This is a genomic window from Propionicimonas sp., from assembly GCF_049840635.1.
Classification (GTDB): domain Bacteria; phylum Actinomycetota; class Actinomycetes; order Propionibacteriales; family Propionibacteriaceae; genus Propionicimonas.
The window spans coordinates 976,907-995,583 of record NZ_JASGKL010000005.1 but is presented as its reverse complement, the minus strand read 5'-3'; the positions used below and the strand labels follow the sequence as shown (position 1 = coordinate 995,583).

Sequence of the window (18,677 nt, the reverse complement as noted above, 5' to 3'; positions counted from 1 at the left end):
ATGGCCGTCTCCAACCGCGACCGGATTGGGCAGATGTTCGAGGCGATGGCGCCGGCCCTCGACGCGTTCATCGCCGACTGCGTCCCCACCTCGCCCGGCATCCCCACCTGGGTGGACGTGCTGCGCCGCAAGGACGAGGCCAACGGCATCACGGGGAAGGCCTACGACCGGCTCGACCCGCAGGCACAGCTCCGGATGCTCACCGAGGCGTGGCGGTCGTTCGACGGCCGGCTGGGACGCGTCCACTCCAGCTACGCCAGCGAGCTGCGCGACATCCGCAACTCGTGGGCCCACAACGCGCCGTTCAGCGACGACGACGCCTATCGCGCCCTCGACACCGCCGAGCGGCTGCTCGCCGCGATCAATGCTCCCGAGGCGGCCGAGAAGGTCCGCGGCATCCGGCTCAACCTGCGCCGGGTCACCGCGGAGAAGGACGACCGGCGCACCCTGAAGTCCGCCTCCGAACTGCCCACCTCGACGGGATTGCGGCCCTGGCGCGAGGTGCTGCCGCCCCACACCGACGTGGCCACCGGCAACTTCCAGGCCGCCGAGTTCGCCGCCGACCTCTACAAGGTCGCTCACGGCACCGAGGTCGGCGCCGACTACGCCGATCCGCGCGAGTTCTTCGCCCGCACCTACCTCACCACCGGCCTGCGCGACCTGATCGGACGCTCGGTGCGCCGCCTCGCCGGCGACGACAACGCATCCCCGGTGATCAACCTCCAAACCAACTTCGGTGGCGGCAAGACCCACTCGATGCTGTCGCTGTGGCACCTCGCGTCCGGGCAGCAGTTGGGCGTCTACCCGCAGGACCTGCAGGAACTGCTCGCCGAGGCGGGCTACGCCAACCTGCCCACTGGCATCCGCAGGGTGGCGCTGGTGGGCAACCACCTCTCACCCGCGGGCCTCACCAAGCCGGACGGCACCCGCGTCAACACCATCTGGGGCGAACTCGCGTGGCAGCTCGGCGGCGCCGAGGCGTTCGCCATCGTCGCCGAGTCCGACGCCCAGCGGACGCCGCCGGGCGACGCGCTGCACACTCTGCTGGCCCGCTGCGCGCCCGCGCTGATCCTGATCGACGAGTGGGTGGCCTACGCCCGCTCCCTGGTCGGACGCGACGACCTCGCCGGCGGCACCTTCGACGACCAGTTCACGTTCGCTCAGGCCCTCACCGAGGCGGTCAAGGGCACCTCCGGCACCCTGCTGGCGATCTCGATCCCCGCGTCCGAGACCGGCGACGACTCCCAGATCGCGCTCGGCAACTCCGAGGAGGTCGGCGGGACGCACGGGCTGGAGGCCCTGCGCCGGCTGCAGAACGTCGTCCGACGGATCGCCGACCAGTGGCGTCCTGCCTCGGCCGACGAGGCGTACCACATCGTCCGGCAACGGCTGTTCACCGAGCCGGACAGCGCAGCCCTGGCCGAGATCGGAGCTACGGCGAAGGCCTTCGTCGAGTTCTACCGGCGGCACTCGGCCGACTTCCCGCTGGAGGCCAGGGACGCGGCCTACGAGCGCCGGATCCGGGAGACCTACCCCATCCACCCCGAGTTGTTCGACCGGCTCTACCAGGACTGGTCGAGCCTCGAACGGTTCCAGCGCACCCGCGGCGTGCTGCGGCTGATGAACGCCGTCATCCACGCGCTGTGGGTGGGGGAGGACGGCTCGCCGCTGATCCTGCCCGGCTCGATCCCGCTGGCCACCGGCGCGGTGAACGCGGAGCTCACCCAGTACCTGCAGGACTCCTGGAAGGCCGTCATCGACGCGGACGTGGACGGTCCCGGCTCCGAGCCCGTCCGCATCGACACGGAGAAGCCGCTGTTCGGCCAGCGCGCGGTCACCAAGCGGCTGGCCCGCACGGTGTTCTTCGGTGCCGCCCCCACCATCGGGTCGGCCCACAAGGGCATCGAGACGCAGCGGGTGTTCCTCGGCATGGCCACTCCCGGCGACGTGCCGGGCAACTTCCACTCCGCGCTCAACCAGCTGGCCGACCGGGCGACCTACTTCTACACCGGGCAGGGCAAGCACTGGTACGACCTGCAGGCCAACATCAGCCGTCGCGCCAAGGACCAGGCCGAGCGCCTGCACCCCGAGGACGTCTGGGCCGAGGTCGTCCGCCGCCTCGACGACCAGCGGCGCAGCCCCGGCGACTTCGCCGGCGTCCACGTCTGCCCCCAGGAGCACGGCGACATCCCCGACAGCGATGAGGCCCGGCTGGTCATCGTCCACCCCGGGCTCGTGCACAAGCGCGGGGACGCGGCGTCCACCGCCGTGGTGTTCGCGAAGACCGCCACCGAGCGGCGCGGCCCGGCCAACCGCGTCCACCGCAACATGGTGGTGTTCCTCGCCGCCGACGCCGACCGGATGGCCGAGCTCGATCACGCCGTCCGCGACTACCTCGGGTGGGCGCAGGTGCTGGGCAGCGCGGACGAGCTCGACCTGACCCGCAACCAGCTCGCCCAAGCCCAGGCCCGACTCCAGCAGGCCGACCAGACCGTCGGGCTGCGGCTGCTCGACACCTACCAGTGGGCGCTCGTGCCCGAGCAGCCCGACCCGGGTGAGGGGTTCGGCATCGGGGTCGCCAAGGTGGAGGGACAGGCGCGATCGCTCGCCGAGCGCGCGTCCCGGCGCCTCGGCAACGACGGCAAGCTGAACACCCAGCAGGCCGCCGGTGTGATCCGGATGAAGCTCGACACACTGGTGCCACGGCTGTGGGAAAGCGGCCACGTCCGCCTCGGTGACCTGTGGGGCGTCTACACGCAGTACCCCTACATGCCCAGACTGCGCGATCGCGGGGTCCTCAACAGCGGACTGCTGCAGCAACCCCTGCTGCCGCTGGAAGGGCTCGCCTTCGCCGACTCCTGGGACGAGGACGCTCGGCGGTACCGGGGGCTCGTCCTCGGCGCGGACGCGGGACTCGTGAACCCGACCGACGACCTGCTCGTCGTCAAACCCGAACTCGCCGAGGCGCAGCTGGCGGCCGACCGGCCCCGGCGCGTGGACGAGTCCGATCCCGCGCCCGGGCCGACCGGTGACGCGGGTGCGGGTGGGGGCCGTTCCCCGGTTGACCTCGCCTTCCCTGCGACCCCCGTGAAGGTGCGCTTCTTCGGTGCGAAGGAGCTCAGCGCCGACCGGTACGCCGTCGACTTCAAGAAGGTCGTCGACGAGGTGCTCGTCCACCTCGCCGCCACGCCGGGCGTCCGGTTGAGCCTGCGGGTGGAGATCGAGGCCGACGCCCCGGGCGGCTTCGACGAGGGGAGGGTGCGGACGGTCTCGGAGAACGCGGCGACCCTCCGGTTCGAGCAGGCCGGCTTCGAGGACCGCTGATCCCGGCGGGTCGGTTCACCGATCCTCGCTAGGCTCGGACCCCATGATCATCTGGTCGCGCTGGGGGTTCCTGTCGTTCCTGGGCTTCGGGGTCGGGGTGGGGCTCGCGTTCGCCACCGCGTCCCTCTTCGGGCTGGACACGTCCGGGCTGCTGATCGGCGCGCTGATCTTCCTGTGGGCGGCCGCGATCAACCTCCTGCTCGCCTACCTCGTCTACCCGCGGCTCGACAAGCCGCGCCCCGTGACCGTCGTCCGCCGGCTGCCGCAGCCCTACACCTGGCCGGACGGACGCGTCCAGACCGAGGAGGTCGTCCCCGCCCTCGACCCGCAGGGACGCCCCGTCTGGACCACGCCCCGGTCCACCCTCTTCTTCATCCCCGCGAACATCCTGTGGATCCCGCTCCTCGCCGTGTCCCTCGTCCTCGCCGTCGCGTCCTTCTTCAGCAGGTGAGCCCGCCATGAGCGAAGTGGTGCCCGCCCCGGACGACCGCCGCGCCTTCATGGTCGTGAACGGACGCACCGAGCAGTCCTGGGTCGACCTCTCCGACCCCCTGCGGCTGGAGTTCGAGTATGTCCAGCGCATCGCCGAGGTCCTCGAATCCGGCGTCCTCGCCCGCCCCGAGGCCGAGCGCGTCCGGATCGTCCACATCGGCGGCGGCGGGCTCACCCTTCCCCGCTACGTCGAGGCCCGCCGTCCCCGCACCGCCCAGGTGGTCATGGAGCCGGACGAGGCCCTCACCGAGCAGGTCCGCGCCAAGCTCCCGCTGCCCCGCAACAGCGGCATCAAGATCCGTCCGGTCGACGGACGCACCGGCGCGGCCCAACTCCCCACCGCCTGCGCCGACACGGTCATCGTGGACGCCTTCGCGGGCGCCAGCGTCCCCGCCGAACTCGCCACCGCCGAGTTCCTCGCCGAGCTCGCCCGCACCCTCCGCGACGGCGGGCACGTGGTCATGAATCTCACCGACCAGGCCCCGTTCGCCTGGTCGCGCCGGACGCTCGCCGGCTTCACCGCCACCTTCGGCCAGGTCGCCGTCAGCGCGGAGGTCCCGGTCTGGAAGGGACGCCGCTTCGGCAACCTCGTCGTCGCCGCCGGCGCCGACATGCCCGTCCAGACCCTCGAACGGCACCTCGCCCGCGCCCCCTTCCCCTACCGGCTCCTGCACGGACGCGAACTCGCCCGCTGGATCGGCGGTGCCGCCCCCTTCACCGACGCGGACGCCGAGCCGTCCCCCTCTCCGGCGTGGAGCCGCGGCTGGTTCTCCTGACGGTACGGTTCTGCCCATGGCAGCGCGTGACGACCTCGTCGAACAGATCAAGAACCTCGCCGTCGTGTGGGGGAAGGTGACCCTCGCCTCCGGCCGCGAGGCCGACTACTACGTCGACCTCCGCCGCGTCACGCTGGACGGGGTCGCCGCCCCGCTGGTCGGCGAGGTGATGACCGACCTCGTCGCCGACCTCGACTTCGACGCCGTCGGGGGCCTCACCCTCGGCGCCGACCCCGTCGCCGTCGCCATGCTCCACCACGCCGCCCACACCGGCGGCCGCCTGGACGCCTTCGTCGTCCGCAAGGAGTCGAAGGCCCACGGCCTGCAGCGCCGCATCGAGGGCACCGAGGTCGCCGGACGCCGCGTGCTGGTCGTCGAGGACACCTCCACCACCGGCGGTTCGGTGATGACCGCCGTCGACGCCGTCCGCGAGGCCGGGGGAGAGGTCGTCGCCGTCGCCGTGATCGTCGACCGCGCCACCGGCGCCGCCGAGGTCATCGAGGCCGCCGGCGTCCCCTACCGCTACGCCGTCGGCCTGGCCGACCTCGGCCTCGCCTGAACCGCAGTCCTCCACCCGCCCGACACCCACCCGCCCGAACCCGTCCGGGCTTCCGCATCCGGCCGCCCGCCTACATCGATGGATATAGGATCCTGAACCGTGACGGCCCCAACCATGCAGGACGTCGCCAGGCTCGCCGGCGTCTCGGTCAAGACGGTGTCGAATGTCATCAACGACTACCCCTACATCAGGGCCGAGACGCGCACGCGCGTCGAGCACGCCATCGATGAGCTCGGCTACCAGCTGAACACCTCCGCCCGCAGCCTCCGTTCCGGCCGCACCCGCACGCTCGGCCTCGCCCTGCCCGAACTGAGCCTGCCGTACTTCGCAGAACTCGCCGACCGGGTGATCCGGGCCGCCCGACGAAGCGGCCAGGTCGTGCAGGTGGAGACCACGAACGGCGACCGCACCCGCGAGCTCGACCTGCTCCGCAGCCCCCGGCTCCAATTCCTCGACGGCCTCATCTTCAGCCCGCTGGGGATCACGCCCGACGACATCGACGCTCTTCCCAAGGCGCTTCCCGTGATGCTGCTCGGCGAGCGGATCTTCGGCGCCCCCGCCGACCACGTCACCATGCACAACGTCAAGGCCGCCGCTGCCGCCACGTCCCACCTGGTCGCCCTCGGCAGGCGCCGGATCGCCGTCATCGGCGAACACCCCGACGAGGTCGTCGGTTCGGCAGGACTGCGGCTGCGCGGCTACCGTGAGGGCCTCGAGCAGGCCGGCATCGACTACGACCCCGCGCTCGTCGTTCCGGCCGGCCTGTGGCACCGCGCCAACGGTGCGTCGGCGATGCGTGAACTGCTCGGTCGCGGCGCCGCCTTCGACGCGGTGTTCGCCTTCAACGACACCCTCGCCCTCGGCGCCATGAGGGTGCTGGAGGAGGCCGGGTACCGGATCCCCGAGGACGTCGCGGTGATGGGCTTCGACGATCTGGACGAGAGCCAGTACTCCCTGCCCAGCCTCTCCAGCGTCGACCCCGGACGGGCCGAGATCGCCGACCTGGCGGTGTCCATGCTGCTGGAGCGCATCGAGGGTCGCGTCCCCGAGGCGCCGCGGCTGGTCGAGGCGCCCTTCGCCATCGTCGACAGGGAGTCGACCCTCGGCCAGGGGGTTGACACCTCTTCATCGATGTAAGAAGCTTCCCTCCATCGATGTAGGACGGTGGTGTTCCACCCCTGTTCGCACCGTGGCGGCCCCCCGGCCGTCTGCCCACCGACACTGAGGTCAGGGAGAGCATCACGATGCGCAGGCGAGCAGAAGATGCGGTGACGACGAGCACTTCGTCGGCGACCGGAGGCAGCGCCCCCCTCGGGGAGCGGATCGCGGCCGCGGCCTCTGCCGGAGGCCAGCGGTGAGGAAGTTCCTCTACTCGCCGAAGGTCGCCCCGTACGTCTTCGTCCTCCCGTTCATCCTCACGGTCGCGATCTTCTGGGCCAGCCCGCTGGTCAAGTCCGGGATCATGAGCACGCAGCACATCGTCGCGGGATCGGTCGAGAACGTCGGGCTGCGCAACTACGAGCGCATCCTCGGCGACCGGCTGTTCTGGCTCGCTCTGTGGAACAGCTTCCGCTATATGCTGCTCACCCTGCTGATCCTGATCCCCGGCCCGCTCGTGCTCGCCGTCCTGATCAACTCCAAGCTCGGCAGCGCGCGGTTCAAGGCCTTCTTCAAGTCGCTGATGTTCCTCCCTGCGCTGACGTCCGTCGTCGTGGCCGGCATCATCTTCCGGCTGGCCTTCGGGGAGTCGAGCGTCGCACTGATGAACCAGGTGATCGGCATCTTCGGTGCCGATCCCGTCAAGTGGCTGAAAGGTGACCTGACCGGCCTGATCGCGCTCCTGATCCTCGCCAGCTGGCGATGGACGGGGGTCAACATCCTCTACTTCCTCGCCGGGCTCCAGGCGATCCCCGCCGACTACTACGAGGCCGCAGAACTCGACGGCGCCAACGCGTGGCAGAAGTTCTGGTTCGTGACCGTCCCCTCGATCCGTCCGACCCTCGTCTTCGTCCTGACGATCAGCGTGTACGGCGGCCTGGCCATGTTCCTGGAGAGCTTCATGCTCTGGAACGGCAACAACTCCCCGCAGAACATCGGCCTCACGATCGTCGGCTACCTCTACCGGCAGGGGATCGAGAAGAACGACCTCGGCTACGCATCCGCCGTCGGCGTCGTGCTGCTCATCGTCGTCCTGGCCATCAACATCCCCCAGCTGATCGCCAACGGCTCCTTCAAGCAGGAGACCCACTGATGTCCGTGATCCAGAAGGCACCGGCCACCACCACCCCCGCAGGCCCGGTGTCCACCGCGGACGCAAGGGCCGCGCGGCGCCGGCGGCGGCTGGCGACCTGGCTGATCGTCGCGCTCTTCGTCGTCCTCGGCGTCCTGGTGATGATCCCGTTCTGGGCGGCGTTCATCGCCACGTTCCAGGACGGCAACATGATCGTGCGGTACGGGCTGAACCTCGGGATCGACCTGAAGTCCGCCAGCCTCAAGAACTGGGTGATGCTGTTCACCGACTCGGGCAGCTACTTCCGCTGGTTCTTCAACAGCATGGTGGTGACCGTCGTCCAGGTCGTCCTCACGCTCCTGGTCAGTTCCTTCGTCGCCTACGGCTTCGCGATGTACCAGTTCCGGTTCAAGAACACCCTGTTCGTGATCGCCGTCCTGCTGATGAGCGTGCCGTTCGAGATGATCATGCTTCCGCTGTACATCCAGATCAACGACATGGCGCTGCAGGACACCTACGCCGCGGTGATCCTCCCGTTCCTCGCCGCCGCCGTCACCATCCTGTTCTTCCGCCAGTACATGCAGGGCGTCCCCCGGGAGATCCTCGAGGCCGGACGCCTCGACGGGCTCACCGAGTACGGGATCTTCTTCCGGCTCGTCCTGCCCGTCTGCAAGCCGGCGTTCGCCGCGATGGCGATCCTCAACGGCATGGCGAGCTGGAACAACCTGCTCTGGCCGCTGCTGGCCCTGCGCAGCCCCGAGAAGTACACCCTCCCGATCGGCCTGAACACGCTGATGACGCCCTACGGCAACAACTACGACCTGTTGCTGGCCGGCTCCTTCTTCTCCGTGATCCCGATCTTCGTGCTGTTCCTCGCCTTCCAGAAGTTCTTCATCGAAGGCATGACCGCCGGTGCGGTCAAGGGCTGACCGCCCGCACACCCGAACCCCCCAGCTCTGACCGGAGCTGAGCCCCCCACCCGACACCGCAGGTGTCACCACCCAGGAAAGGAACTACATCGATGAAGATGCGGAAGCCCTTCGGCGTAGCACTGGCGGTCGCAATGGCCGTCTCCGCGTTCGCCGGCTGCGCCACCGCCACGAGCGGAGGCGAGGCGTCCCCGAGCGCCGAGGGCAGCGTGATCTCGCAGGCTCCCGTCGAGGGCGCCACCGAACTCTCGCTGTGGACGTTCGTGGAGTTGCACGCGAAGTTCTACCAGTCCATGGCGGAGAAGTGGAACGCGGCGAACCCGAACGAGAAGATCACGGTCAACGTCAACGTGCTGCCGTACGACGACATGCACAACAAGCTCCAGATCGCGCTGACCTCGGGCCAGGGCGCTCCTGACATCGCTGACATCGAGGCCGGCAAGTTCCCGCAGTTCGTCCAGGGCACCCCGGCCCTGCTCGACCTCACCTCCTACGCCGAGCAGTACAAGAAGGACATCGTCCAGGCCCGCCTCGACCTGTTCTCGAGCCAGGGCAAGCTCTACGGCATCGACTTCCACGTCGGCACCACGGTCGCCTTCTACAACACCGAACTGCTGGAGTCCGCGGGCATCGACTACAAGACGATCAAGACCTGGGACGACTACAAGGCGGCCGGCGCGAAGTACTACGAGAAGACCGGCAAGCACCTGGGCACCGTCGACACGTCGGCCCTGTGGCAGACCAACCTGCTGATGGGCCAGCTCGGCGGCGAGTACATCGGCACGGACGGCAAGGTGAACGTGGACAGCCCCCAGCTGACCAAGGCGCTGGAGATCCTCAAGGGCCTGCAGGACGCGAACGCCGTGGCCGTGCCGCCGGGCGGCCAGCCGGACACCGAGGAGGCGTACGGCGCCTACAACAACGGTGACTTCGCCGCGGCGATCATGCCGTTCTGGTTCACGTCCCGCTACCTCGCCTACATGCCCGACTTCAAGGGCAAGATCGCGATCGCGCCCGCTCCCGTCGTGGACGGGGCGAAGGTCGACACCGTCGGTGGTGGCGGCACCGGGACGGCCGTGGTCGCCAAGGGCGCGCACGCCGACCTCGCGGCCCGCTTCGTGGCCTGGGCGAAGCTCTCCAAGGAGGGCAACATCGAGACGTGGAACCAGCTCGGCTTCGACCCGCTGAACACCACCGTGTGGAGCGACGAGTCCATCACCCACAACCCGGACAACTCGTTCGTCCAGTACTTCGAGAACAACCCGTTCGACCCGCTTCTCGAGGTGAAGGACAGCATCGGCCACCTGCAGTCGCTGTCGAACGTCGCGATGCCCTCGGTGAACAACACCTTCGGCACCACGACCCTCAACGACATCTTCGAGAACGGTGTGTCGATCTCGGACGCGCTGGGACAGGCGCAGTCCGACTTGAAGAATGAGCTCGGCCAGTAGCGGACCGAGTCACCTTCCCCGCGCCGGTGGGGCGGTCGGTCCTTGCGGCCGCCCCACCGGGTCCCGGCTTGCCCCAGAATTCGAGAGAGATGAGTACTGCACAGATCACCGTCGACCCCGGCTTCGTCGTCGGCCCCGTCCGGAGGCGCACCTTCGGCTCCTTCGTCGAGCACCTCGGACGCTGCGTCTACACCGGCATCCACGAGCCCGGGCACCCCACCGCGGACGAGAACGGGTTCCGCACCGACGTGCTCGACCTCGTCCGCGAGCTCGGGGTCGGGACGGTGCGCTATCCCGGCGGCAACTTCGTCTCCGGCTACCGATGGGAGGACGGCGTCGGCCCCGTCGACCAGCGGCCGCGCCGCCTCGACCTGGCCTGGCACTCCACCGAGCCGAACACCTTCGGCGTCGACGAGTTCATGGCGTGGTGCGCGAAGGCCGGCATCGAACCGATGATGGCCGTCAACCTCGGCACCCGCGGGATCGCCGAGGCCCTCGACCTGCTCGAGTACTGCACGATCGCGGGCGGCACGGCCCTCTCCGACGCCCGCCGCGCCAACGGTGCCGCCGACCCCTACCCGGTCACGATGTGGTGCCTCGGCAACGAGATGGACGGGCCCTGGCAGATCGGCCACAAGACCGCGACGGAGTACGGCCGGCTGGCCGCGGAGGTCGCCCGCGCGATGCGGATGGTGCAGCCCGACCTCGAACTGGTCGCGTGCGGCTCCTCGGGCACGGCGATGCCCACCTTCGGCGAGTGGGAGCGCGAGGTGCTCACCGAGACCTACGACCTGGTCGACCTCATCTCCGCCCACGCCTACTACTGCGAGGAGGACGGAGACTCGGCCTCCTTCCTGGCCTCGGCCGTCAACATGGACGCCTTCATCACCGGGGTGTCGGCCACCGCCGACGCCGTCGGCACCGCGCGGAAGTCGGCGAAGCAGATCCACATCTCCTTCGACGAGTGGAACGTCTGGTACCAGCAGCGGGTCGAGTCGAAGGTGCCGGAGGGCGACGACTGGCCGGTCGCCCCGAACCTGCTCGAGGACCGCTACAACGTGGCGGACGCCGTCGTCGTCGGCAACCTGCTGATCTCCCTGCTGCGGCACACCGACCGCGTCCACTCGGCGTCGCTCGCCCAGCTGGTCAACGTGATTGCCCCGATCATGACCGAGCCGGGCGGCCCGGCCTGGCGGCAGACCACCTTCCACCCGTTCGCGCTCACCTCCCGCCACGCGCGCGGCGAGGTCCTGCGTGTCCCCGTGCGCTCGGAGAGCTACGCGACGGCGAAGTTCGGGGACGTGCCGGTCGTGGACGCCGTCGCCACGCACGACGCGGACGCCGGCGAGGTCGCCGTCTTCCTGGTCAACCGCTCGATCGCCGAGCCCAGCCCGGTCGAGATCGACCTGCGGGCGTTCGGGGGGATCGAGCTCGTCGAAGCCGTCGTGCTTTCCAACCCCGACCACACGTGGCACGCGACCGCGTCCGACTCCACCTCCGTGGCGCCGAGGCCGCTCGACGGCGCCGGGATCGACGCGGGCCGGCTGTCCCTCGTCCTGCCGCCGGTGAGCTGGGCGATGGTCCGGCTCCGGACGGCTTGACTCCCGGGTCTCGTCGCGCCCGGTGGATCGGCGGCGTCGCCCTGGTGGCGGCGGTGGCGGTGGCCGTGCTCCTGATCCGGCCGTGGGCAGGGAGCGCCCCGCTGCGGCTGGAGCTCAGTGGCGACCTCGCCGCCCACGACCCTGCTCTCGTCGTGGGGGAGGAGGGCCAGCCGTGGTACGTGTACTCCACCGGCGGCGGACGCGGCAGCAACGCACCGATCGTGCGCCGGAGCACCGACGGTGGCCACACCTGGGAGTTCGTCGGGGCGGCGTGGAAGGGTGCCGACACCCCGGCCTGGGTGAAGGCCGCCGTGCCCGGCGTGTCGAACCTGTGGGCCCCCGAGCTCGTCCGCCACGACGGCACCTGGTACCTCTACTACTCGGCCTCCAGCTTCGGCAGGAACCGCTCCGTGATCGGCCTGATGACCGGCCGGAGCCTTGATCCCGACGCGCCCGACTACGGGTGGACCGACCAGGGCCTCGTCGTCGCCTCCACCTCCGCGGACGGCTACAACGCCATCGACCCGGGGGTGGTGACGGACGCCGACGGCACGCCGTGGCTGTTCTTCGGGTCCTTCTGGGGCGGCATCCAGCAGGTGAGGTTGGAGTGGCCCAGCGGGAAGCCGGTGGCCGGAGCGACGCCGGTGACCGTCGCCGCCCGGGCGTCCGCCGACTCCCCGGCCAACGCCATCGAGGCCCCGTACGCGATCCGGCACGGCGACTGGTACTACCTGTTCGTGTCCTTCGACGCCTGCTGCCAGGGCGTCGAATCGACCTACCGGATCGCGGTCGGTCGCTCCCGGCAGGTGACCGGTCCGTTCGTCGACGGGGATGGCCGGCCCATGCTCGAGGGTGGCGGGTCGATCCTCGCGGCGAGCGAGGGCGACCGGATCGGGCCGGGCGGGCAGTCGGTGTCAGGGGAGTACCTCGCCCACCACTTCTACGACGGCGCGCGCCGCGGCGCCGTCACGCTCGCCATCGACAAACTGGGCTGGACCGTGGACGGCTGGCCGGTCCTGCCCGCGGCGGACGGGCAGGAAAGCCCGTGACCGGTGCCGCGACACGGGCGCGGCGATCGGGGCTCGGCCGACGAAACCCGGCGCGCTCTCGCCAGTCCTGAGCAGCCATCGTTAGGCTGGGCCCACCGTCACTGCGGAAATGGAGAACTGCCAATGGGTACCGTCCTCGTCATCCTCCTGGTCATCGTCGTCGGCCTGGCGATCTGGGGCGTCTCGCTCTACAACGGGTTCGTCCGGTCCAGGAACCTGATCCAGGAGTCGTGGCGGCAGATCGACGTCGAGCTGAACCGGCGCTACGACCTGATCCCCAACCTCGTCGAGACCGTCCGCGCCTACGCCGCGCACGAGCGCAACACCCTCGAGGGCGTCACCCGGCTGCGCAACCAGGCCGCCTCGCTCGCGCAGGCCGGCGGGGGGCCGGTGACCCAGGAACGGGCCCAGGTCGAGGAGCAGCTGAGCGGAGCCGTCCGCAACCTGCTCGTCAGCGTCGAGGCCTACCCCGAGCTGAAGAGCAACGTGAACTTCCTCGAACTGCAGCGCGAGCTGACCGCCACCGAGGACCGGATCGCCGCGGGCCGCCGCTTCTACAACGCCAACGTCCGCAACTACAACACCCAGGTCGAGTCGTTCCCCTCCAACGTCCTCGCCGGCATGTTCAAGTTCGAGAAGGCCACCTACTTCGAGGTCAACGACGCCGCCGTCCGGCAGGCCCCGCACGTCAGCTTCGGCGAGATCAGCGACCGGCCCGAGGCCACCAGCGAGCCCACGAACGACCAGCTCGCCGCCGGCGCGCAGCCGTCCGCCCTGCCCAACCCGCAGGCGTACCCGCAGGCCGACCCCGCCGCTCCCGCGCCCGGCCAGTTCAGCGCGCCGCAGCCGCCCACCTACGCGCCGCCCGTCGAGGCCCCGGCCCCGCAGCAGCAGCCGCCGCAGGGGGGCTACACGCCGCCGAACTACCAGCAGCCGCCCACCCAGCAGTAGGGCGTTCGCCAGCGGGCTACAGCTTCCGCTCCAGGTAGGTGACCACCTCGGTCGTGCCCGCGTTGAGCCGGACGGACGCGAGGTCGTCACCCCTGGTCAGGCCGCGGTTCACCATCACGATCGGCAGGCCGAGCCCGGACGCGTGGCGCACGAACCGGAGCCCCGACATCACCGCCAGCGACGTGCCGGCGACCAGCAGCGCGTCCGCCGCGTCGACCAGGTCGAACGCCGCGCGAACGGTCGCCTGCGGCACCGACTCGCCGAAGAACACGATGTCGGGCTTCAGGATGCCGCCGCACACCGGGCAGTCGGCCACGACGAAGTCGGAGGTCTCCTCCAGCACGACGTCCGCGTCCGGCGCCACCTCGACGTCGCCCAGCTCGGTGACCCGTTCGAGGAAGCCGGGGTTCAGCGCGGACAGCATCACGTCCAGCTCCGCGCGCGTGCACGTCCACCCGCAGGACAGGCAGCGGACCACGTCGTAGTGGCCGTGCAGGTCGACCACCCGTCGCGAGCCCGCCCGCTGGTGCAGCCGGTCCACGTTCTGGGTGATCACGCCGAGCACGCGTCCGGACGCCTCCAGGCGGGCCAGCGCGTAGTGGCCCTCGTTCGGTTCGGTGACGCGCATGTGGTGCCAGCCGAGGTGGTTGCGCGCCCAGTAGTGCCGCCGGTAGTCCGCGCTCCCGACGAACTGGTCGTAGGTCATCGGGTGGCGTTCCTTCGCGTCCGGGCCCCGGTAGTCCGGCAGGCCCGAATCGGTGGAGAACCCCGCGCCGGTCAGCGCGACGAAGCGGCGTCCGGCCAGCGCGGCGACGGCCGCGTCCAGCTCGGCCTGGCCCGCGGGCGGACGCGAATCGGCCTCGCCCGGCATCCAGCCGATGCTTGTGCGGCGGACCGGCATCAGCCCTGCGCCGACTCGGCCCTCGCCCTGCGGCGGGCCAGGAGCCACTCGACCACCATCGGGATCACCGAGACCAGCACGATCACGACCAGGACCGCGTCGATGTTGTGGGCGATGAAGTCGATCGTGCCGAGGAAGTAGCCCAGCAGCGTCACGCCGGCCGCCCACAGCACCGCGCCGATGCCCGTCCACGTGATGAACGTGCGGAAGCTCATCCCTGCGGCGCCGGCGACCATCGTGACGAACGTCCGGACGAACGGGACGAACCGGCCCAGCACGAGCGCCTTGGAGCCGTACCGCTCGAAGAACTCATGGGTCTGGTCGAGGTGTTTCTGGGAGAAGATCTTGCCGATGAATCCCGGCCTCGGCTTGAACAGCCACGGGGACACCTTCTTGCCCACCCAGTAGCCGACCACGTTCCCCGCGACCGCCGCGACGACCAGGACGAGGATCGCGATCGCGAGGGTGGCCTGCTGGCTCATCCCGGCGAAGCTGATGATCGGCGGGTCCTGGGCGATGAACATGCCCACCGTGAACAGCAGCGAGTCGCCCGGCAGCACAGGGAAGATCGCGCACTCGATGAAGACGATGAAGGCGGCGCCCCACAGGGCTCCGTTGCCCAGCGCCCGCAGGAGGAACTCGGGATCGAGCCAGTCGGGCAGCAGCAGGGGCACGAGGGCCAGCTGGGGCAACAGGTTCACAGGACTGAGGGTACCGTGACGGCCATGCCCTCCCTGAGCGACGACGAGGTGGCGGCTGTGAGCAGCCCCGGGGTGGGTCCCCACCCGCTGCCGTGGCCGGACGACCCGCGCTACGACGCGTCCCTGCTGGCCGAGGGCGACCGGCGCAACGTCCTCGACAGGTACCGGTACTGGAGCGTGACCGCGATCGTCGCCGACCTCGACACCCGCAGGGCGCCGCTGCATGTCGCGATCCAGAACTGGGAGCACGACTTCAACATCGGGTCGATCGTGCGAACGGCCAACGCCTTCAACGTCGCCGGCGTCCACATCGTCGGGCGACGGCGCTGGAACCGCCGCGGCGCGATGGTCACCGACCGGTACCTGTCGGTCCACCACCACCCGGACGCCGCTTCCCTGCTCGACTGGCTGGCGGAGGCGGGCGTGACGCCGATCGGGGTCGACAACATCCCCGGCTCGGTGCCGCTGGAGACGCAGGCGCTGCCGGAACGCTGCTGCCTGGTCTTCGGCTCGGAAGGCCCGGGCCTCACCGAGGAGCTCGCGTCCGCCTGCGAACGGGTGGTCGCGATCACCCAGCACGGGTCCACCCGCTCGCTGAACGCCGGCGCCGCCGCCGCGATCGCGCTCTACCACTGGTCGTTGCAGTGGCCCCGTTCCTGACGTGGACCAGGTCCGGGCAGCGGCGGTCGATATCGGGGCTCTCCTAGACTGGCCGGGTGAGCGACGAGTACGGGGTCTACTACACCCGGGGGCTGGGGAAGCGGCAGGTGGCCCGCGCCCGGAACCTGATCTGGTGGCGGCTCGGTTCGATGCTGTTCAGCGCCGCGCTCGCCGGTGCGGCCTGGTACTTCTGGCCCGACCAGTTCGGTGAGTGGGCTCCCTGGGTGATCGGCGCGGCCGTCGTCACCGGCCTGGTCTCGGTGGGCCTCAGCGTCGTCCAGTTCGTCCGGGTGGACAGGGACGCGAAGCTGGCCCGGAACGGCCTGGCGATCGGGCTCAACCGCGACGGCATGCTGATCGGCCAGCGGTGGCTCGTCTGGCCGGAGGTCGGGTCGGTCGTCGTCCGCCCCGGCACGCTCGGCTCGTCCACCTCCCTCGTTGCGACGGCACGCGACAACTCGACGGCCCGCGTCCCTCTGGACTACACCGACACGATGCCCGCCACGCTCGACTCCGCCGTCCGCGTCCTCTCGTCCGGCCGCGCGTGGGTGGACCTGTCCCGGCTGGACTGATCCCGCGGGCTGGGACGGCTCCGTCCAATCTCGCACGGGGTTGGGCAACCGCACCCGAACTTTGAGAGACTGGACGCGTTGCTGGCGGCCGCGATGTCGCGGGCGCAACCACTCCAGAGAGGCCTCGAATGCCCATTGCAAGTCCTGAGAAGTACGCCGAGATGCTGGACGCCGCCAAGAGCGGCAAGTTCGCCTACCCGGCGATCAACATCACCTCGTCGCAGACGATCAACGCGGCCCTCGCGGGCTTCGCCGAGGCCGGCTCGGACGGCATCATCCAGGTCAGCACCGGCGGCGCGGAGTACGCGTCCGGCCCGACCATCAAGAAGATGGTCGACGGCGCGGTCGCGCTGGCCGAGTACGCGCACGTGGTCGCGAAGAACTACCCGATCAACGTCGTGCTGCACACCGACCACTGCCAGAAGGAGAAGCTCGACACCTACGTCAAGCCGCTCATCGCCATCTCGCAGGAGCGCGTCGACCGCGGTCTGGAGCCGCTGTTCCAGTCGCACATGTGGGACGGTTCCGCCGTGCCGATGGAGGAGAACCTCCAGATCGCCGACGAGCTGCTCGCCCTCACCGCGAAGGCCCGCCAGATCCTCGAGATCGAGGTCGGCGTCGTCGGCGGCGAGGAGGACGGCGTCGTGGGCGAGATCAACGAGAAGCTCTACACCACCGTCGAGGACGGCCTGCGCACGATCGAGGTGCTCGGCCTGGGCGAGAAGGGCCGCTACATGACGGCCCTCACCTTCGGCAACGTGCACGGCGTCTACAAGCCGGGTCACGTGAAGCTGCGTCCCGAGGTGCTCAAGGAGATCCAGGACGCGGTCGGCGCCAAGTACGGCAAGGACAAGCCGTTCGACCTGGTCTTCCACGGCGGGTCGGGCTCCACCCCGCAGGAGATCTCGGACGCGGTCGACTTCGGCGTCGTCAAGATGAACATCGACACCGACACGCAGTACGCGTTCACCCGTCCGGTGGTCGAGCACATGTTCCGCAACTACGACGGCGTGCTGAAGATCGACGGCGAGGTCGGCAACAAGAAGCAGTACGACCCGCGCGCGTGGGGCAAGGCGGCCGAGGTCGGCATGTCCAAGCGCGTGATCGAGGCCTGCGAGTACCTGCGCAGCGTCGGCAAGAGCGTCGGCTGACCCTTCTTCCTTCGACGGCCCGGAGCTCTGGCTCCGGGCCGTCGTGCGTTCCCTGCGGAATTGCTCAGCCGATGGCGACGCCTGCCCTGCAGAGGCGTACGAACTCGATCTGCCGTGCCATTCCGCAGGCTCAGTACTCCGCCGCCCGTCGGTAGGCCTGGAGCACGATGCCCACCAGTTCGGCAGGATCGTCCAGGTGCTCCCACCCGAAGTGGAGCATGTGGTAGCCGAACGCCTCGTACAGGTTCCAGTGCTCCCGATCAATCAGGAACTGGCTCGGCTGGTTGTGCACAGTCCTGCCGTCGAACTCCAGGATCAACCGGCGACGCCGGAAACGGACATCCGGCCACAGCAGCCGATCCCCGAGCCGCAGCGGCCGGTTGCCGACCCAGTCCGTGATCCCGGCCTCGATCAGGATGCGATGCAGCTGGAGTTCGGCGTAGGACCACGGGTTGGTGCGGCACGCCAGGACCGCCCTGCGTCGGGCGTCCTGACCAACCGTTCCTTGGAGCGCGGCGAGCGCAATCAGGAGGTTCTCGCTGTCGGCCAGCCGCAGGCGAATCGCCTCACAGGCAGCCCTCCCGTCGTCCGTGGCGGCCAACTCCGCGGCTGCGTAGGCCGGGGCGGCGACGCGGAGCCCGGGGAGGTCCATCACGAACCCGGATGGGATTCTCCGGCGGGTGACCTCGACGTTGCGACGGGACCGCAGGCTCGGATGGGCGAGCTGTGCAACCGGTGAGGTCAGCTCCGGCAACCAGATCGAAGCGGCTGAGCCCGCATGCAGTACCCCCTGCGGCCTGCTCCACGCCGAGACGGCCTTCAGCCAATCGGTCGTGGAGTAGCCCGGCGGGAGGTAGATGCCGGGGAGGGGAGCCCTGAGCTCTCCGCTCGCCTTCAGCTGCGAGAGCGCCCACCTCAGCCGGGGGTGTTCCGAGACGGCGACGTGGCCCTGGCTGGCGAGCAGTCCGGCGATTCTTGTGTCCATGCCCTGCACCTTCGGCAGGCGACGAGTGGACCGCTCAGTCATCCACAGGGCGCCCTCCGCGGATTCGCCCTGTGGATGGCGGATTCGCTCCTGCCGGGCGCCGCCGGTGCCGTCAGCGGTGCAGATCCGCAGGGCATGCCGAGGAGGAGTCGTGACGGTGGCGCCCTGGCGGAGCCGGAGGACTTTCGGGTCACCCGTTGCGGCCGACGCTGGGATCTGCGGAATCGCGCTGTGGATGGGCCGGCGGAGCCGTGACCGCGCCGGAGGGGCGATCTGGGGTGCAGATCCGCAGGAGTGTGGTCTGAGGCGGCGCTGCAGCCGCAGACGTGGGAGCAAGAGGAGCGA

Annotated in this window: 17 protein-coding genes; 14 read left to right on the top strand and 3 right to left on the bottom strand. The window is 69.9% G+C overall.

Annotated elements, in window-relative coordinates; all coding sequences use genetic code 11:
- The 11 genes from QM779_RS10435 to QM779_RS10385 all read left to right on the top strand — a co-directional run bounded on the left by QM779_RS10435 (position 1) and on the right by QM779_RS10385 (position 13,362).
- Positions 1–3,324: a Swt1 family HEPN domain-containing protein gene (locus QM779_RS10435; RefSeq protein ID WP_428534892.1), complete on the top strand. Its 3,324-nt coding sequence runs from the start codon at positions 1–3 to the stop codon at positions 3,322–3,324.
- Between the two features lie 43 nt (positions 3,325–3,367).
- Positions 3,368–3,775, top strand: coding sequence for a hypothetical protein (locus tag QM779_RS10430; RefSeq protein WP_428534890.1), 408 nt, complete (start codon positions 3,368–3,370; stop codon positions 3,773–3,775).
- A 7-nt stretch (positions 3,776–3,782) separates the two neighbouring features.
- On the top strand, positions 3,783–4,592 hold the full coding sequence (locus QM779_RS10425; protein ID WP_428534888.1) for a spermidine synthase: 810 nt from the start codon (positions 3,783–3,785) through the stop codon (positions 4,590–4,592).
- A 16-nt stretch (positions 4,593–4,608) separates the two neighbouring features.
- Entirely contained in the window at positions 4,609–5,151 is a 543-nt protein-coding gene (gene pyrE, locus QM779_RS10420) for an orotate phosphoribosyltransferase (protein ID WP_428534886.1), read from the top strand.
- Positions 5,152–5,250: 99 nt separating this feature from the next.
- Entirely contained in the window at positions 5,251–6,288 is a 1,038-nt protein-coding gene (locus QM779_RS10415) for a LacI family DNA-binding transcriptional regulator (RefSeq protein WP_428534884.1), read from the top strand.
- Positions 6,289–6,505: 217 nt separating this feature from the next.
- Positions 6,506–7,402 (top strand): carbohydrate ABC transporter permease, encoded by an 897-nt coding sequence (locus tag QM779_RS10410; protein WP_428534882.1) that lies wholly within the window; start codon positions 6,506–6,508, stop codon positions 7,400–7,402.
- Entirely contained in the window at positions 7,402–8,310 is a 909-nt protein-coding gene (locus QM779_RS10405) for a carbohydrate ABC transporter permease (RefSeq protein ID WP_428534880.1), read from the top strand. Before QM779_RS10410 ends, QM779_RS10405 begins: the two co-directional genes overlap by 1 nt.
- 92 nt (positions 8,311–8,402) lie before the next feature.
- Entirely contained in the window at positions 8,403–9,761 is a 1,359-nt protein-coding gene (locus QM779_RS10400) for an ABC transporter substrate-binding protein (RefSeq protein ID WP_428534878.1), read from the top strand.
- A gap of 89 nt (positions 9,762–9,850) precedes the next feature.
- A complete protein-coding gene (locus tag QM779_RS10395; RefSeq protein WP_428534876.1) occupies positions 9,851–11,362 on the top strand; it encodes an alpha-N-arabinofuranosidase in 1,512 nt (503 codons plus the stop codon).
- Positions 11,363–11,406: 44 nt separating this feature from the next.
- Positions 11,407–12,411 (top strand): arabinan endo-1,5-alpha-L-arabinosidase, encoded by a 1,005-nt coding sequence (locus QM779_RS10390; protein ID WP_428534874.1) that lies wholly within the window; start codon positions 11,407–11,409, stop codon positions 12,409–12,411.
- A gap of 123 nt (positions 12,412–12,534) precedes the next feature.
- Complete coding sequence (locus tag QM779_RS10385) at positions 12,535–13,362, top strand: LemA family protein (protein WP_428534872.1); 828 nt, start codon at positions 12,535–12,537, stop codon at positions 13,360–13,362.
- Between the two features lie 16 nt (positions 13,363–13,378).
- Here QM779_RS10385 and QM779_RS10380 read toward each other — a convergent pair whose 3' ends face one another.
- Both QM779_RS10380 and QM779_RS10375 read right to left on the bottom strand, forming a co-directional pair.
- On the bottom strand, positions 13,379–14,311 hold the full coding sequence (locus QM779_RS10380) for a Sir2 family NAD-dependent protein deacetylase (protein ID WP_428534870.1): 933 nt from the start codon (positions 14,309–14,311) through the stop codon (positions 13,379–13,381).
- Positions 14,263–14,964: a DedA family protein gene (locus tag QM779_RS10375; protein ID WP_428534868.1), complete on the bottom strand. Its 702-nt coding sequence runs from the start codon at positions 14,962–14,964 to the stop codon at positions 14,263–14,265. The genes QM779_RS10380 and QM779_RS10375 overlap by 49 nt, the downstream gene beginning before the upstream one ends.
- 24 nt (positions 14,965–14,988) lie before the next feature.
- On the opposite strand from QM779_RS10375, the gene QM779_RS10370 reads away from it, so the two are divergent.
- The 3 genes from QM779_RS10370 (at position 14,989) to fbaA (ending at position 17,347) form a co-directional block, all read left to right on the top strand.
- Positions 14,989–15,624: a TrmH family RNA methyltransferase gene (locus tag QM779_RS10370; RefSeq protein WP_428534866.1), complete on the top strand. Its 636-nt coding sequence runs from the start codon at positions 14,989–14,991 to the stop codon at positions 15,622–15,624.
- 56 nt (positions 15,625–15,680) lie between these two features.
- Entirely contained in the window at positions 15,681–16,196 is a 516-nt protein-coding gene (locus QM779_RS10365; RefSeq protein ID WP_428534864.1) for a hypothetical protein, read from the top strand.
- A gap of 128 nt (positions 16,197–16,324) precedes the next feature.
- The gene (gene fbaA / locus QM779_RS10360; RefSeq protein WP_428534862.1) at positions 16,325–17,347 is read left to right on the top strand and encodes a class II fructose-bisphosphate aldolase; all 1,023 of its coding nucleotides are present in this window, start codon (positions 16,325–16,327) and stop codon (positions 17,345–17,347) included.
- A gap of 130 nt (positions 17,348–17,477) precedes the next feature.
- Here the strand turns inward: fbaA and QM779_RS10355 are convergent, their stop codons facing one another.
- Positions 17,478–18,332: a hypothetical protein gene (locus QM779_RS10355; RefSeq protein ID WP_428534860.1), complete on the bottom strand. Its 855-nt coding sequence runs from the start codon at positions 18,330–18,332 to the stop codon at positions 17,478–17,480.
- Between the last annotated feature and the right edge of the window lie 345 nt (positions 18,333–18,677).